Consider the following 15,596-nt stretch of genomic DNA (forward strand, 5'->3'; position numbering starts at 1 on the left):
TGTATATATAAGCTTGTCGCATTTTAATTAAAATTTATAGTGTAAGGTAAGTATTGCGTTTCTGCCCGTATCGTAGGAAAAATAACGAAGGCGGTTTAAGTAGTCTTTGTATTTCGTGTTAAAAACATTGTGAACATTCAGCATCACAGAAAAGTTTTTTGCAATATCCGCTCCTGCCTGTACAGACCATAAAGTATAAGCCGGCGGCGGTGTTGACAGATCAAGTGTTTTCTCGGCTTGCTCCCCATTCTCAAAAACAGTAACGGTCGGATTGTACACCGGAAAGCGGTCTTGCCCTAAGACGGTTTGCTGCTGAACTTTTATAAATAAATTATTCAGCTGTTCATTTTTAAATTCCAGGCTGTTATTAAAATTGGTGGGCAACATTAATATCAGTGGCTGGTCGTTGCTCAGATCCTGACCGTATAAGTAAGAAAAGGCTCCCTGATACTTTAGCTGCGGCGTTATCTCGAGCGACAAGTCTGCATCCAGTCCGTACATCTTGGCTTCTACCTGTTGATACGCCCACACCGGAAATACACCGCGAATGGTATTCTGAATATCCACCGGCACTTCCGTTATGAAATTATGGGTCCGGAATACATAAGGATTGAAACTTAACCGCGCACCTTCCAGCACATTGATTTTGGCATCGATATTAAGATTAAGCTGGTGTCCGTCTTCCTTCTTTAGGGAAAGATCACCGCGCTCGATCACTGCTGCCGAATGGTGCAAACCGTCTGCAAACAATTCCGCGACATTAGGCGTTCGCCCCACGTGGGCATAGTTTAATTTAATATCCAGTTCCGGAACTGGCTGATAATCGATTCCAGCATTAAAAGAAACATGATTAAAAGTAAGTTCCGGCTGCGTGAACACGCGGTTTCCTTCCGTACGACGGTAAAACGCCGGGAAACGTTCGGCATATTGCCGCTCCCAGTCACTCAGGTCATACCATTTATTCACCTGATACTTTGTATAATCATACCGGGCACCGGCTTCTGCGGTAATTTTCGGCAAAATTTTATATTTACCAATAGCATAGGCCCCGCCACCGTATTGTTCGTAGTTCGGAACCAACCTGCGCGCCATGGTTTCGGGCGTAGAGTAATTGTATTGATATTTAAAATCCAGACCGGTTTCCAGGCTCCATTTTGCCCTCTCGATCAAATCATTCAACCGCAGCTGATTAGTAAAAAGTTCCAGATCCAGCGAAGGCAATTGAGCCAGCTCACCACGGCGGATGTCGTATTCCTTGCGGTGGTTATACTGAAAACTGTAATCCAAGGAAACCTTTCCTAATTTCTCCAGACGGCGGAAGGCAGAAATCTTGGCAATATGATGCTGCACTTCCTGCTTCGGGTTCTGAATTTTATAAGAAAAATGACCGGTGTACAGAGGAATATCAGAAGTCAGGGCTTTATAAAAATCTTCGAGATTTCCCAGGTCGGAGCCGCGGTAGATGCCGGTTTCCTGCGCCGTCAGTGTATAATCAAATGAAATTCCCTGCAGGAAAGAATTGTTCTGTACCGTGAAGGCAAGCGACTGTTGTTCCGCGCCGGTATTCATTAAGTAATAATCAGGCGTTTTCAGGTCTCCTGTTTTGCGGTAGCCCCCGGCCGTTTTCACTGCCCAACCGTTTTCCCAGGTTTTCAGTACATCCAGCGCCAGCGCACCGCCGCGACCATTAGAAATCCCCGAAAATTTCGCATTTCCCTGCAGTGTGTCGCGCTTCTTGAACACAGACGGCTCCAGCACCACCACACCGCCTACCGCATCACTGCCGTATTTCAGTGCAGAGGCTCCTTTAATGACATCAAGATGGTCATAATGATTGATGTCCACATTCGGCGCATGTTCCACGCCCCACTCCTGCTCGGCCAGCTTCACACCATTGCTGATGATCGGCACACGACTTCCATACAGTCCATGAATTATCGGTTTGGAAATCTGGTTACCGGTTTTCAGTGCGCCCACACCGGATAAGGAACTTAGCGCGTTTCCGAGATTCTCGGTTGTATTGCGTTCAATCTCCTGCCGGTCAAGTGTTTTAACGATCAATGAATTGGCATTTTTGTGCGGGATGTGCAGCGTAATGGTTTCGATCTCTTCCACATGATGTTCCATCTGGATCGTTATTTCCAGATCCGCATGAACGTTCAGTGTTTCCAGGTAGGGTTCGCAGGAAGGGTGCGTTGCCTGCAGGTTGTGAGCGCCGACAGGAATTTTTTTAAAGGTGAAGGAGCCGGAATTGTCGCTTTGGGTTTGTTTGCCGGCCAGCGAAATGCGTGCTTCTTTGAGTGGAATTTTATCGTGATAGTCCAGGATTTTTCCGCGGACGGTAAAAGTTTGTTGCGCCTGCATCCATAAACCACAAAGCAGCGCCGTGAAACTAAATATAAATTTCATTTAATAATTTTTAAACAGTAAAAAGGTGAAACAGGACAAAGCTCAATGTACAAGCCGTCCTTTCAACGAAAAAATTAAATGAAATATGCCGGTGGCCCGCGCGCCGGATAGGGGTGCTGCGAAACGGCAGCCCAGAAACTGGATTGTAAACTAAAATCCTGCGCAAAGGAAACAGATGTAAAGATTTCGAAAGGCGCGCCAAAGCTTGGAATGAATTTCGCGTCGTGCAGCAGGTGGCAGGACAAACAATCCGAGTACGCAAAATCAGTAGTAGTTTTGTACTTCTTTTCCGTACCGCGGAGCTGCAAATCTTTCAGCACCGCACCACTGCCGTGCTCATGGAAATTTTGCGAGAAAAGGGCCACGAAAAGATACAGCGCTGCAAACAGCATCGCCGAGTATTTCCTGTAATCCTTTTTTACGCACATGCCGCAAAAATACAAAATTATACCAACCTTGGCCCAGAAAAATCTAGACCCGATCTCTTATGGTATTTTGTCTGAAAATAAACGAAACAAAGATGGCTGGCGAGCGCAGGGTTTTATTGACCGATATTTCGTAAATTCGCACTGAATTTTTTTTCTATGGAAAACAGTGCAGTCAAAAAGATTGTAGTTCTTACTTCCGGCGGTGATGCACCGGGCATGAATGCCGCGCTGCGCGCCGTGGTCCGCACGGCGAGCCACTACAAAATCGATTGTTATGGCGTTCGTGAAGGCTTCAACGGCCTGATGACGGACAGCCTTATTAAGATGGGCCCGCGCTCTGTGAAACATATTATTTCCGAAGGGGGTACCATCCTGAAATCTGCCCGCTCCGCAGAATTTAAAACCTACGAAGGACGCAAAAAAGCGTTTGAAAATTGCCGGAAACACGGCATTGATGGCATGGTCTGCATCGGTGGTGACGGAACCTTTAAAGGTGCCAATGTTTTCAGCGAAGAATTCGGTATCAAGGTCATCGGCGTACCGGGAACCATTGATAATGACATTTTCGGCACTGATAATACCATCGGCTATGATACTGCGCTCAATACCGCGATGGAAGCCATTGATAAAATTCGTGACACAGCAACCTCGCATAACCGAGTTTTCTTTGTGGAAGTCATGGGCCGCGACGCCGGTTTCATTGCACTGAACAGCGGCATGGCCACCGGTGCGGTAGACATCCTGATTCCCGAACGCAAAGACAGCATTGAGGATCTTTTTGCCACTTTTGAGCGTGCTGAAAAAGCAGGCAAAGCCTCCAGCATTGTCGTGGTGGCCGAAGGGGAGCAACTGGGCAGCATTTATGATATCGCGAAAGCGACACAGGCCGGCTTCCCGGATTATGACATTCGTGTGGCCGTACTGGGGCACATGCAGCGCGGCGGTTCTCCCAGTTGTGCCGACCGTGTACTCGCCAGCCGCCTGGGCTACGGCGCTGTCATCGGTTTAATGCAGGGCAAATCCAATGTCATGGCGGGGATGCAATCCAACAGACTGGTGTTCACGCCCATCGTGGAAGCTATTAAAAAACATAACGAACTCGATCAGGAACTTTTAAAAATATCAGAAATCCTGGCTATTTAAATACATCTAATTTTAAACTAAAAATTATGTCAACAATCAAAGTAGGAATTAACGGATTTGGGCGTATCGGCCGCCTCGTGTTCAGAGCAATGGCTGAGCGCGACAATATCGAAGTAGTGGGGATCAATGACCTGATCAACGCTGAGTATATGGCCTACATGCTGAAGTATGACTCTGTGCACGGAGAGTTTAAAGGAGACGTTTCCGTGGAAGGAAATGACCTGGTCGTGAACGGAAAAAGAATCCGCGTAACTGCAGAAAAAGACCCAAACAACCTGAAATGGAACGAGGTAGGTGCTGAATACATCGTGGAATCTACCGGTTTATTCCTGTCCAAGGAAGCTGCGCAGGCACACATTAACGCCGGTGCAAAAAAAGTAGTTCTGTCTGCTCCCTCCAAAGATGATACCCCAATGTTCGTAATGGGCGTAAACCATAAGGATCTGACGGATGATATCAAAATCTTCTCCAACGCTTCCTGTACGACGAACTGTCTGGCACCCGTAGCCAAAGTACTTCATGATAACTTCGGCATCGTGGAAGGACTGATGACTACCGTACACGCTACCACCGCTACCCAAAAAACAGTAGACGGGCCTTCCATGAAAGACTGGAGAGGCGGACGCTCTGCACTGAACAATATCATCCCTTCCTCCACCGGTGCTGCCAAAGCAGTAGGAAAAGTAATTCCTTCGCTGAACGGTAAGCTCACCGGGATGTCATTCCGCGTACCGACCGTAGACGTTTCTGTGGTGGACTTAACCGTTCGTCTGGAAAAAGCAACTTCCTACGAGGAAATCTGCGCAGCTATGAAAAATGCAGCAGAAGGTGACCTGAAAGGAATTTTGGGATATACCGAAGATGCCGTAGTTTCTCAGGATTTCGTGGGTGAAAAACGAACTTCCGTGTTTGATAAAGATGCCGGAATCATGCTGTCACCAAACTTCGTGAAAGTGGTTTCCTGGTATGACAACGAAATGGGTTATTCCAACAAACTGGCCGATCTGCTCGTGCATTCAGCTTCTTTATAGACAAGAAACATATAAGAATAAACCTTCCGCTTCCGTGGGAGGTTTTTTATTTGGGCAATCCCCTCGCCTGCGCGGGTGCCGACGCGCGGGTCGGGCTTTACACTACAATTCCTCCCGTCCTCCTGCCGTCGGCCGGTCCGGGATTTCCGCTGCAATCCCTATTGCAGGGAAGTTTTTACCTTGCTGCAACGGCTCAAAAATTGCAGCCATCAACCCCGTATGATCACTCCGAAATTTCAGCATTCACCGCACTTTCAGCAATTCTGGCAACAGGGAAACGGCCAGGAGCTTCTGGTTCAGGCACAGGTTCAGCCAAACGCGGAAATTTTCAGCCGCTATAGTCCGCTCTATCACTCGGTAGATGAATTGGGCGATGAGGTGGTCCGGCAAACCTATCACCGGATGCCTTTCAAAGAAGCCGAAAAACTCATCAGCAGCGCCCTTCAGAACCCGACCGCTGAAACTCCTGAGGCACTCACCACCATGCTGCAACAGATGCGCGCATTACCACAGTGGTATCAGCCGGAGCTGGCCAAAGCAGGCGCCCGGCTGTGCATGCGCGCCGGTACAAATGCGCTCATCATTCTGCGCGACTTTTCACTGATGGGTGGCTATGATTTTGCAAACCTTGCCAAACCGCTTGTCATGACCGGTGCCCTGAAAAAGGGAGCGGTCAAGCGTTTGAAAGACACCCTTGAATTCTGGGTTCATGTCACCCGCGAGGACGCACAGCAGAATCCCCGCACATTTGAACTGCTGGTCCGCACCCGGCTGATGCATTCCTACGCGCGGCTGGAAATCCGCAAGCGCCTGCCCGACTGGAATTACGAAGCCTGGGGTGAACCGATTAACCTTTGGGATATGATTGCTACCTACACCGGTTTTTCTCTCGTATTTATGCAGGGTCTGAAAAAGCTTGGGCTGCACATCTCCGCAACCGAAGAAAAAGGATTATTTCATTTGTGGAAACACATCGGCTATCAGCTGGGAATACCGGCAGCGTTTATTCCGGAAGACCGGCAAACAGCTACACAGCAGTTCTACTGGTGGGCCACCTTGCAGGACCACGCCGATGCCGATGCCGCGCAACTGGCCCGCGCGCTCCTTGATGAGAATATGGAAAACACCATTTACAAATACCGGTTTCAGCGCAGCATGCTCCGAAACCTGCACCAGAGCATGAACTGGTTTTTACTGGACCCGGAAGTTAACAGGCGCCTGGAAATTCCAAAACCTGCTGCTCCTTTTCGCGTTTTTCCGCGACTGATAAAAGCGGCAAACCGCGTGAGTCAGAAAGTATATGCTTTGGATAATCCTGTGAAATATGAAAAACTGGTACAGATCGGAAATGAGCAGCAAATGAAAGTGCTGGCTGATTATCTGGAACACACACCGGCTTAGGATTCAGCAGGACTTGTCGGCGGCAGCGCCTGCGGCGCTGCCGCCGACGATATCAATTCAGGATTCTGCAAAGAAAGTCCTTTCGCCGACAGAAGCTCCGTCAGCAAAGTACGCATCTGCTCCGCCGCAACCATGGGTAGCCGTGACTGTTTGGCTGCCTCAATTACCTGCTTTTTGCCGTTATTCTGAATATTCGAAAGATCTTCGCGGCTGAACAGGTTGAAAAACTGTTCTTCGATATTATAGTATTTATAATCGGTTTCGGTGGAAAGAATTTCCGGCGGCGGAAAATGAATCAACCTGACATGTTGCTGTTCGGAATCCAGTTCCCATTTCAGCTTTTCAAAGTCATAACCAATCAAAACTTTAGCTTCCACGATCACCAGTGCTTTCTTTTTGGAAGGAATAAACTTCAGCAGTTTCGTGGTGTCTTCGTAATTATAAATTGCGCTGAACTGGCCTTCTGCCGTAACAACTTTAAAAACTTTTCGTAAGCTTTCCGCCAGCGTGTGCGATTCCACGCGAACCGCAGGTGCCTCCGGTTTCATGTTGCGCACGATTAAATACACAATCACACCGCCGAGCACCAGGCCCACGACCAGCATTCCGAAAATGAGCATCGGGCTCAACGCGCCGGGTGCAGATGGTTTAAACAACAGCCCCACGATCAGTAAAATGATAAATGCTGCGAAAACAATCAGAAACAGTTTGCCTTTAGATAATTTCATAAACCGAATTTAAGTAAAAATCCAAAAGCGCCAAATCCTGTACCGAAGCAAACTCCTACTTTTTCATGGAAGCTTTCGGTGGAAGAATAAGTTCTTCAAACCGTCCTTTCGCTTCGAGTTTTTTGTAAAAGAAATTGCGCGCCATCGTTCTCAACATTAAATCTTTATCAAACAAAGTCCAGAACGAATCTCCGTGCACCGTTTTGGCCGGCCGCACCACGTGGAAACTGGTTTCCCAGGCATCGGGATTGTGATAAAATTCAATAATGCCGCAATACGGCGGAATTTCGTCTGCTTCCACCATTCCCTGCGGAATCAGGAAACTAAAACTATTACACGGATAGTCACCACATGCGATCTTGTCGTGTTTCAAAAATTTCTGGCCGGTCTGGTGGTGCTCATATTTCTTTTTGAAATCATTTTTAAAATCAGCACGCGACAGTTTAATTTCAATTTCGTGGCTGCATCCGTCTTCGCCAATAACGAGAATATCTGCTTCCCAATCAGAATGGAAATGATTGGTCAGAACGACATCTTTCTCGAAATCGCAAAAGGTGCAAATATAGTTGTAGGTAAGTTCCTCTACTTTTAACATCATAATAAATTCTCAGGAAACCAGCAGGCTGCACCCGCGGATATCGGAATGATCAATTCGTCCCATCACCTGAAACTCCTGCTGCAAGCCGCTGCCGCCCGTAATTTTACCTAAATCCTGTGTCGCAATAAAACTGCAGGAATGGCGGTTGGCCAGATCGATAATATTCACCGCACCGTTTCGTCCGGCGGGCATATAGGAAAAAGGGTCTTCGGTATTCCGGATCAGAATACGCATCCAGGGCGGGCACTGATACACATTCCCTCCCAAAGAATACGCCTGCGACAAAAGTTCTGTCATCGAATATTCCGAGAAAATCCGTTCCGTACCTAAACCTTTCTGCAACATACTGAGCAACTCATCTTTGGTCATTTCTTCCTTGCGGCCTTTCATTCCGCCGGTTTCGATGACCGTCAGTTCCGGGTTGTACGGCAACTCTGCCGGCAGCGCTTCCATAAAATCCAATAGCGCAAAGGAAACACCAAATAAAATCACTCTTTTCTTTTCTGCCGCCAGCTGATTCAGTATCTCGAACAGGTCCGCATGGTTGTATAAATAATAACCATTTTCGGGTTTGCCGGAGATATTCATCAGGTGATTCACCATATAAATCAATGATGAATGCTGCTTTTCCAGATAACTCGGCAACAGCCCTAAAAAAATATAGTCGGACGGTTTGCCTAAAAACCGGGAAAAGCTCTGCACAATGCTTTCCTCATACAAAGCCGGCTCTGCAATATAGTGTTTGGACAAATTCTGTTGTGTGGTGCCTGAACTTTGAAAGTACAGATCCGAAGTGAAAGACCCGTCCGTAATCTGATGTTTTTTAAACATTTCAATCGGGAGAAACGGAATCTCTTCCACTTGGTTAATACCTGCCGGATCTATCTGTAAATAATCCACAAATTTACGGTAAACACCAACGTTTTTATATTGATATTCAAAGGTTTCCAGACAATGCGCACGGAAATCTGCGTCGGTTATAATTTTAAAAAAAGAATGCATGCAATAGGTCCTGCAAAGTTCCTAAAACCAAGGCAGATATCAAAACATTTAGATAAACTATGCCTTTTTAATTTCCTCTATAGGTAGAATACCCGTAGGGCGATACCGTGATCGGTAGGTGGTAATGCGCCTCATCAGCTATTTTGAAGATAACTTCGATATAGGGATAAAAACTGTCTGTCTTCTGCTGCTGGAAATAAGGCTGTGTGAAAAACGTCAGTTTATAAATCCCGGCATTATCCGCAGTGGAAGGAAGGAAATCGCCTACGCGGCCGTTTTTATCAGTTGCGCGACGATCCACTACCGCCCAGGTTTTGGAAGTTTCATTCATTTTTTCGAGCTGAATCTGTACACCGGGTGCCGGCTGACCTTTACCAATATCGAGAATATGGCTGGAAAGCTGGCAGGAAGTTTTTTGCGCGGACGGTAAAAGAACAAAACAAACAAAGAAGAATGTCAATAATTTTTCATGATATTTTTTTGTCCTTCTGTATCACGTCAAATGCTATAAGATTTCAAATCCGATAGAAAACATCTATTCAGATTTTAGCCTCGGTATTCCTTTAATTCAAAATTATGCTGAAAGACGCCATAAGTAAAGTATCCAATCCAGTCGCCCAGGTTGATATACTGTGCCGCTCCTTCATTCAGATCCAACACCATCGGCAAATGGCGGTGACCGAAAACGAAATAATCGATTTGTTCGTTTTTGAGTTTTTCCTTCGCATATAATATCAAAAACTCTTTGTCTTCACCAAGGAATGCTTTATCCTCTTCGCCGGAGATGAGTTTATTTTTAGTGGAAAAATACACTGCCAGGCGCATTGCCAAATCAGGATGAAACCACCGGAATAACCACTGCGCCACCGGATTGGTAAAAAGTTTCTTCATCCGTTTATAACCTTTGTCGCCGGGACCCAGACCGTCGCCGTGTGCCAGTAAGAAGTTCTTGCCGTTAATAATGAAATATTGTTTTTCAAAATAAACTTTGCAACCGATTTCTGTTTCAAAGTAGTCTTTCATCCACAAGTCGTGATTGCCAACAAAAAGGTACAGCTCCACTCCACGATCTTTCAATTCCGCAAGCTTGCCCAACACCCGCACATAGCCGCGGGGAATTACATATTTCCACTCGTGCCAGAAATCAAACAGGTCGCCCATGAGAAAGAGAACCTGGGCATCGTCTTTAATCTCATCCAGCCAGCGCACAAACTTTTCTTCGCGTGGCCGGCTTTTTTCCGGTGTCGGCGCTCCGAAATGCTGATCACTGGCGAAATATACTTTCTTTCCGGGCTGCAGGTCAATCGTCATCAAAGGAATTTTATAGCACAAAGCGGCTGATAAGAAATTAAATATTTACACAGGATTTTCATCTGCGAACCATTCACCGTACGAGTTTTCGGTTTCGTGAAGTTTCAGATATGCGAGGGAAACAGTTTCCGGCAGGCGTTCGCGCAGGATATCAGCAATCGCGTACAGCATATTTTCGCAGGTGGGCTGATAATCACAATAAATAACGTTATGCCCCTGGCGCTGCAACTCTTCACCCAATTCGCGGTGCGGTGAAAGGCCGTTCAACAAAACTGCGTGATCCCAGATGTTCACAATATGTTCTTTTACGATCTTTTTAATATCACCAAAATCGACCACCATGCCGTTTTTCGGGTCTTGCAGATTATTAATCGGCGCACCTTTCACAGTCACAAACAATTTATAGGAATGGCCGTGCATATTTTTACATTTACCATCGTAATTGTATAACACATGCGCGGTTTCGAAGGTGAATATTTTCGTAATTCGTATCATGGCGCAAAGATAAAGATTAAAGGACGATCCATAACATTTGCAGCGAATTGAAAAATCCGGCTTTCAGGTTGCGGCTGTACATATTGTTAGCAGAAAAAGCGTAACTTTCACCATTATAGCCGGTTATGTTTTTACTGAACACTTTCTTCCCGAACCGTTGCCTGGAATGCCGTCGGATTATTTCCGGTCGCGATTTAATTTGCGGTTTGTGTTATCAGCAGATCAGTTTTCTGCATCATAACTGGGGCAATGCCAATATTTTTACTGAAGAATGCCGCCTGCTGTTTCCGGTGCACCATGCTTTTGCCTTATTGCAGTTTGAGAAAGAAGGAATCGCCAGAAAGTTAATCCATCAGCTGAAGTATAACCATCGGGCGGATGTCGGTGCCTTACTGGCCGGCTGGGTCACCGAGCGTCTTCATTTTAAAAATGATATTCCTACACGAATCGTAACCGTGCCATTGCATCCGAAGAAAGAAAAATTACGAGGTTACAATCAGCTACACTCCTTCGCCAATGCGCTGTCGGGACATTATAAAATTCCCTGTGACCACAATTTATTAAAAAGAAACTTTCACAAAAAAGCGCAGGCAAAAAAGAAGCGTGAACAACGAAGTGTGCGCCAGGATTTGTTCAGTTGTACGCAAAAGGTCAGCGGCGAGCATATTCTGCTCATCGACGATGTTTTTACGACAGGCAATACACTGAGTACCATCGCCTGGGAAATTTTAGAACAAGGAAAAAATAAAGTCAGCGTGCTCGTGATGGCACTGGACTAATCAGCGCTGCAGTTTTTCGCCGTACGAGAGATCGCCGGCGTCGCCCAGCCCGGGAGAAATATATCCCTTCTCAGTTAATTCCGGATCCACAACACCTATCCAGAGATGCGCTTCAGGATACGCTTCTTCAATGGTTTTCACACCAAGTTCGCTGGCAATCGCTACCACGATATGCAGCTGAGATGGTGTTCCGTGATTCAGTAAATCCTTAATCGCCTCAATTAAACTGGCACCGGTGGCGAGCATCGGATCGGCAACAATCAGCGGCCGGCCTTCAATATTGGGACACGTCAGATAATCCTGTTTGATGGAAAAATAATCGTTGGCATCATGCTTACGGTACGCGGCTACGAAACCGCAATCTGCACCATCGAAATAATTCAGAACGCCCTGAAACAGCGGTACGCCTGCCCGCAGGATCGTAGTGATCACCGGCTGCACGGCAATTTCCTGCGCTTCCACTGACGCAAGCGGCGTTTGAATGGCTACCGTTTTATATTCCAGCTTTTTACTGATTTCGAAAGCGGCAATTTCCCCAATTCGTTCCATATTACGGCGAAAGCGCAATCTGTCCTGCTGAATTTCCACGTTCCGAAGTTCATTAATCCAGGTATTAACAAGGGAAGAAGTTGCTGATAAAACGGTAGTCATAAATTATTTTTAAATGATAAAAAGATGCAGGTTTTATTTTTGTCGGAAATATACTTCAATCGGCACACCGGTAAACCCGAAATGCTTGCGAAGCTGGTTTTCCGTAAAACGCTTGTAGGGTTCCTTCACATACTGCGGCAGGTTACAGAAGAATACGAACTGCGGGCTCGGTGTCGGTAACTGCACACAATATTTAATTTTCACATATTTGCCCTTCAGCGCAGGTGGCGGCGTATTTTCGAAAACCGGCAACATCACTTCATTCAGTTTTGAAGTTTTTATTTTTTTCGCGCGGTTCTCGTACACTTCCATTGCGACTTCTACTGCTTTCAGGATACGCTGTTTCGTGAGTGCGGAAATAAACAGTATAGGAATATCCGTGAACTGTCCGATTCTCTCCTTGATTACATTTTCAAAGTCGCGCATGGTATTGGTTGATTTCTCCACCAAATCCCACTTGTTAACCAGAATCACGATGCCTTTCCGGTTCTTCTGCGCCAGCCCGAAAATATTCATATCCTGGGATTCCCAGCCAAGAGTAGCATCCACCATGATGATAACCACATCAGAATATTCAATGGAACGTATGGAACGCATCACCGAATAAAACTCCAGGTCTTCTTTTACTTTGGCTTTCCGGCGCATCCCGGCGGTATCCACCAGCACAAACTCATGACCGAATTTGTTATATAATGTTTCAATGGAATCCCGCGTGGTACCGGCAATATCAGTTACAATATTTCTTTCAACATCCAGCAAGGCGTTTGTCAGCGTGGACTTCCCTACGTTGGGACGGCCGGCAATCGTAATTTTAGGCAGGCCCTCAAAAGGATCCTTGTATTCAGTCGTCGGGAAACCTTTTACGATATCATCCAGCAGTTCCCCTGTGCCCGAACCGGTGGCAGAGGCAAGTGTATAGTATTTTTCTATACCCAACTGGTAAAATTCCGTAGCATCAAGTTCTTCCTTGGCAGAATCAACCTTGTTCACGACAATATAGACAGGCTTATTTGACCGGCGCAGCATTTCATAAATCTCGCGGTCCGTATCGGTAAGGCCATCTGCCACGCTCATCATAAAGATAATCGAAGTAGCTTCATCTACGGCTAATGCAACCTGCTTGGAAATTTCTTCCTGGAAGATGTCTTCGGTATTCACCTCATATCCACCGGTGTCAATCACCGTGAAATCAACTCCGTTCCAGTCGGATTTGCCGTAATGGCGGTCTCTGGTGACGCCGGCAGTGGCATCTACAATGGCTTCCCTGCGTTCCAGCAGACGGTTGAACAGTGTGGACTTTCCTACGTTGGGACGTCCGACTATGGCGACAATATTCGACATAAAAATTTGTTTAATAAAAAGATTATTAATGGGTTACCCGGACACTCCGAGCCCAAAATTTTTGCAAAGATAGTGTATTTCACTGCTTTATACGGCAGCAGCCGACAAGAACTGCCGGCTGCTGCTGAAAATCAGACGATTTTCTGTGAATTATATTAAAATTCCTATGATTTCTTCTCTTCACATTGTTGTTTAATATATTCAAACAGCAAACGTACACCGGCACCGGTGCCGCCACTTTGTTTGTAGCCTTCGGCTTTCTTCAGGAAAGACGGGCCGGCAATATCCAGGTGAATCCACGGGTAATCCGTAAAATGCTGAAGAAATGCTGAAGAAGTACTCACACCGCCAACCGGACCTCCCAGGTTGGAAATGTCTGCTATCTTAGAATTCAGCAATTCGCGGTATTCTTTCCAAAGGGGCAGTTGCACCAGGCGCTCATACACCTGTTCACCGGTTTGTTTTAATTCTTCAATTTTTTCCTGCGCGGTGCCCAGTACTGCAATTCCGTAACTTCCGGTAATGGCGGCAGCGGCACCGGTCAAGGTTGCCAGATCGATAACGAGTTCCGGAGCATACCGCTTTGCATACGTGAGTGCATCTGCCAGCACCAGGCGGCCTTCCGCGTCCGTGTTCTGAACTTCTACCGTGGTTCCGTCCATCATGGTGATCACATCATCTACCACCAAAGCATTGGCTGAAATTTTATTATCCGTTGCGGGCACCAGACCGATCACGTGATACGGCAGTTTATTGGCAGCCACTGCCGCCAGGGTTCCCAAAACTGCTGCACCACCCGCCATATCAGATTTCATCGTCAGCATGTTTCCACTGATTTTTAAGGAATAACCGCCGGTGTCAAACATGACGCCTTTACCTACCAAAACCAACGGCTTTTCGTTGATCGTATTTTCGGGTTTGTATTCGAAGATATTGAACGTAGGCGGCGTTTCGGAACCTTTGTTAACAGCCAACAGACCGCCCATCTTCAATTCCCTGATTTCCTCTAAGTGAAGCACTTCCGTGCTAAAACCAAAGTCCTCACCTGCCTGTTTTGCCACTTCCGCAAAAGAAAGCGCATCCAGCACATTCACCGGTTCGTTCACAAGTGTTTTGGTCAGTGAAACAGCTTTGGTCAGCAATTGAAGTTCCTCCAGCTGCTTTTCAGTCAATATGTTATCTTCTACATAAAGTTTTATTTCTTGTGTTTCCTGCTCTTTTTTATATTTATTAAAATCATAAGAGGCCAGCAGAAACCCTTCCATAAAAGCATAGCACTGCCGAGCAGAAAGAATTTTGTTATTCTTAAAAATCAGCTGCTCCTCTTTATGTTCCTTAACTTTCTTATACAGCGTTGCACCTGCTTTGCGCAACGCTTCCAGGTCCAGATCAGGTAAAAACTGCAGATATTGATTGGCCTCATTGTGGAAAACAAATAGCGCGTTTTTATCACTGTCCAGCGTTTTTTTCACAGACGCAAAAGAGGTTTCTTCAAAATCACCTGCATTTCTGGTTGACATAATGTCAACCGCCGCTGCGTTCTGAGCAAGATTAGCATCGTCAGATAGTAAGGAAATGGACGCCTGATTGTAATTTAATTTCATTAAAACAATTTTAAAATAGTAAGATTTACACGCAAAGGTACTTAATACCTTTCCGGCCTTTAGCAAATACATTTTTATTTTTCTTTATATTTACTTTTATAAAATAAAAAACTATGATTGCTTTACTCATCGTGGCTGCTATTGCAGTACTTATTATTTTCTACGGCGTTTCCATCTACAACCGGCTCGTACGGCTGCGCACGCTGGTGCAGGAAGCATGGAGCAGTATTGATGTAATGCTGAAAAAAAGACATGACCTGATTCCCAACCTGGTGGAAACAGTGAAAGGATACGCCTCGCACGAGCGTGAAACTTTTGATTCCGTAACCCGTGCCCGGGCAGCAGCCATGAGCGCCAACTCGGTGCAGGAAAAAGAAGCTGCCGAAAAAAACCTGAGTCAGGCGATGATGCACCTGAACGCGGTGGCCGAACAATATCCGGATCTTAAAGCGAACACGAACTTTATGCAACTGCAAGGCGAACTTTCAGCGCTGGAAGGAGATATTGAAAAAGCGCGCCGATACTACAACGGAACCGTACGCGAGAATAATATCATGGTGGAAACCTTCCCCAGCAATATTATTGCAAACATGTACAAGTTCGAAAAAGCCACCTTCTTCGAACTGGAAAATACGGCTGAAAGAAATGTGCCGTCAGTGAAATTTTAAAACACAG

16 protein-coding genes are annotated in these 15,596 nt (G+C 46.1%); 5 read left to right on the forward strand and 11 right to left on the reverse strand.

Features of this window, described 5'->3' with window-relative positions; translation table 11 throughout:
• Positions 1 to 27: 27 nt before the first annotated feature.
• Positions 28 to 2,409 (reverse strand): TonB-dependent receptor, encoded by a 2,382-nt coding sequence (locus MVI27_RS01475; protein WP_246958912.1) that lies wholly within the window; start codon positions 2,407 to 2,409, stop codon positions 28 to 30.
• Between the two features lie 74 nt (positions 2,410 to 2,483).
• The gene (locus MVI27_RS01480) at positions 2,484 to 2,837 is read right to left on the reverse strand and encodes a hypothetical protein (RefSeq protein ID WP_246958913.1); all 354 of its coding nucleotides are present in this window, start codon (positions 2,835 to 2,837) and stop codon (positions 2,484 to 2,486) included.
• Positions 2,838 to 2,993: 156 nt separating this feature from the next.
• Between MVI27_RS01480 and pfkA the strand changes: the two genes are divergently transcribed.
• The 3 genes from pfkA (at position 2,994) to MVI27_RS01495 (ending at position 6,412) form a co-directional block, all read left to right on the forward strand.
• Positions 2,994 to 3,980, forward strand: a complete 987-nt coding sequence (gene pfkA, locus MVI27_RS01485; protein WP_246958914.1) for a 6-phosphofructokinase — start codon at positions 2,994 to 2,996, stop codon at positions 3,978 to 3,980.
• A 26-nt stretch (positions 3,981 to 4,006) separates the two neighbouring features.
• Entirely contained in the window at positions 4,007 to 5,011 is a 1,005-nt protein-coding gene (gene gap, locus MVI27_RS01490) for a type I glyceraldehyde-3-phosphate dehydrogenase (protein WP_246958915.1), read from the forward strand.
• Positions 5,012 to 5,230: 219 nt separating this feature from the next.
• Positions 5,231 to 6,412, forward strand: coding sequence for an oxygenase MpaB family protein (locus tag MVI27_RS01495; RefSeq protein ID WP_246958916.1), 1,182 nt, complete (start codon positions 5,231 to 5,233; stop codon positions 6,410 to 6,412).
• On the opposite strand, the gene MVI27_RS01500 is transcribed toward MVI27_RS01495, so the two are convergent.
• The 6 genes from MVI27_RS01500 to MVI27_RS01525 form a co-directional block, all read right to left on the reverse strand.
• A complete protein-coding gene (locus MVI27_RS01500; RefSeq protein ID WP_246958917.1) occupies positions 6,409 to 7,140 on the reverse strand; it encodes a DUF4230 domain-containing protein in 732 nt (243 codons plus the stop codon). The genes MVI27_RS01495 and MVI27_RS01500 overlap by 4 nt on opposite strands.
• A 55-nt stretch (positions 7,141 to 7,195) precedes the next feature.
• The gene (locus tag MVI27_RS01505; RefSeq protein ID WP_246958918.1) at positions 7,196 to 7,738 is read right to left on the reverse strand and encodes a hypothetical protein; all 543 of its coding nucleotides are present in this window, start codon (positions 7,736 to 7,738) and stop codon (positions 7,196 to 7,198) included.
• Between the two features lie 9 nt (positions 7,739 to 7,747).
• Complete coding sequence (locus MVI27_RS01510; RefSeq protein WP_246958919.1) at positions 7,748 to 8,740, reverse strand: acyl transferase; 993 nt, start codon at positions 8,738 to 8,740, stop codon at positions 7,748 to 7,750.
• A gap of 67 nt (positions 8,741 to 8,807) precedes the next feature.
• The gene (gene uraH, locus MVI27_RS01515; protein ID WP_246958920.1) at positions 8,808 to 9,200 is read right to left on the reverse strand and encodes a hydroxyisourate hydrolase; all 393 of its coding nucleotides are present in this window, start codon (positions 9,198 to 9,200) and stop codon (positions 8,808 to 8,810) included.
• A gap of 86 nt (positions 9,201 to 9,286) precedes the next feature.
• The gene (locus MVI27_RS01520) at positions 9,287 to 10,051 is read right to left on the reverse strand and encodes a UDP-2,3-diacylglucosamine diphosphatase (protein WP_246958921.1); all 765 of its coding nucleotides are present in this window, start codon (positions 10,049 to 10,051) and stop codon (positions 9,287 to 9,289) included.
• 45 nt (positions 10,052 to 10,096) lie between these two features.
• A complete protein-coding gene (locus tag MVI27_RS01525) occupies positions 10,097 to 10,546 on the reverse strand; it encodes a 6-pyruvoyl trahydropterin synthase family protein (RefSeq protein ID WP_246958922.1) in 450 nt (149 codons plus the stop codon).
• A gap of 125 nt (positions 10,547 to 10,671) precedes the next feature.
• On the opposite strand from MVI27_RS01525, the gene MVI27_RS01530 reads away from it, so the two are divergent.
• The gene (locus MVI27_RS01530; protein ID WP_246958923.1) at positions 10,672 to 11,325 is read left to right on the forward strand and encodes a ComF family protein; all 654 of its coding nucleotides are present in this window, start codon (positions 10,672 to 10,674) and stop codon (positions 11,323 to 11,325) included.
• On the opposite strand, the gene upp is transcribed toward MVI27_RS01530, so the two are convergent.
• The 3 genes from upp to MVI27_RS01545 all read right to left on the reverse strand — a co-directional run bounded on the left by upp (position 11,326) and on the right by MVI27_RS01545 (position 14,921).
• Positions 11,326 to 11,976 (reverse strand): uracil phosphoribosyltransferase, encoded by a 651-nt coding sequence (gene upp, locus MVI27_RS01535; RefSeq protein WP_246958924.1) that lies wholly within the window; start codon positions 11,974 to 11,976, stop codon positions 11,326 to 11,328.
• Positions 11,977 to 12,009: 33 nt separating this feature from the next.
• Complete coding sequence (der, locus tag MVI27_RS01540) at positions 12,010 to 13,317, reverse strand: ribosome biogenesis GTPase Der (RefSeq protein ID WP_246958925.1); 1,308 nt, start codon at positions 13,315 to 13,317, stop codon at positions 12,010 to 12,012.
• Positions 13,318 to 13,481: 164 nt separating this feature from the next.
• A complete protein-coding gene (locus tag MVI27_RS01545) occupies positions 13,482 to 14,921 on the reverse strand; it encodes a leucyl aminopeptidase family protein (protein WP_246958926.1) in 1,440 nt (479 codons plus the stop codon).
• A gap of 113 nt (positions 14,922 to 15,034) precedes the next feature.
• Between MVI27_RS01545 and MVI27_RS01550 the strand changes: the two genes are divergently transcribed.
• Entirely contained in the window at positions 15,035 to 15,589 is a 555-nt protein-coding gene (locus MVI27_RS01550; RefSeq protein ID WP_246958927.1) for a LemA family protein, read from the forward strand.
• Positions 15,590 to 15,596: the final 7 nt, after the last annotated feature.

Source organism: Chryseobacterium salipaludis (assembly GCF_022968825.1).
GTDB classification, from domain to species: domain Bacteria; phylum Bacteroidota; class Bacteroidia; order Flavobacteriales; family Weeksellaceae; genus Kaistella; species Kaistella salipaludis.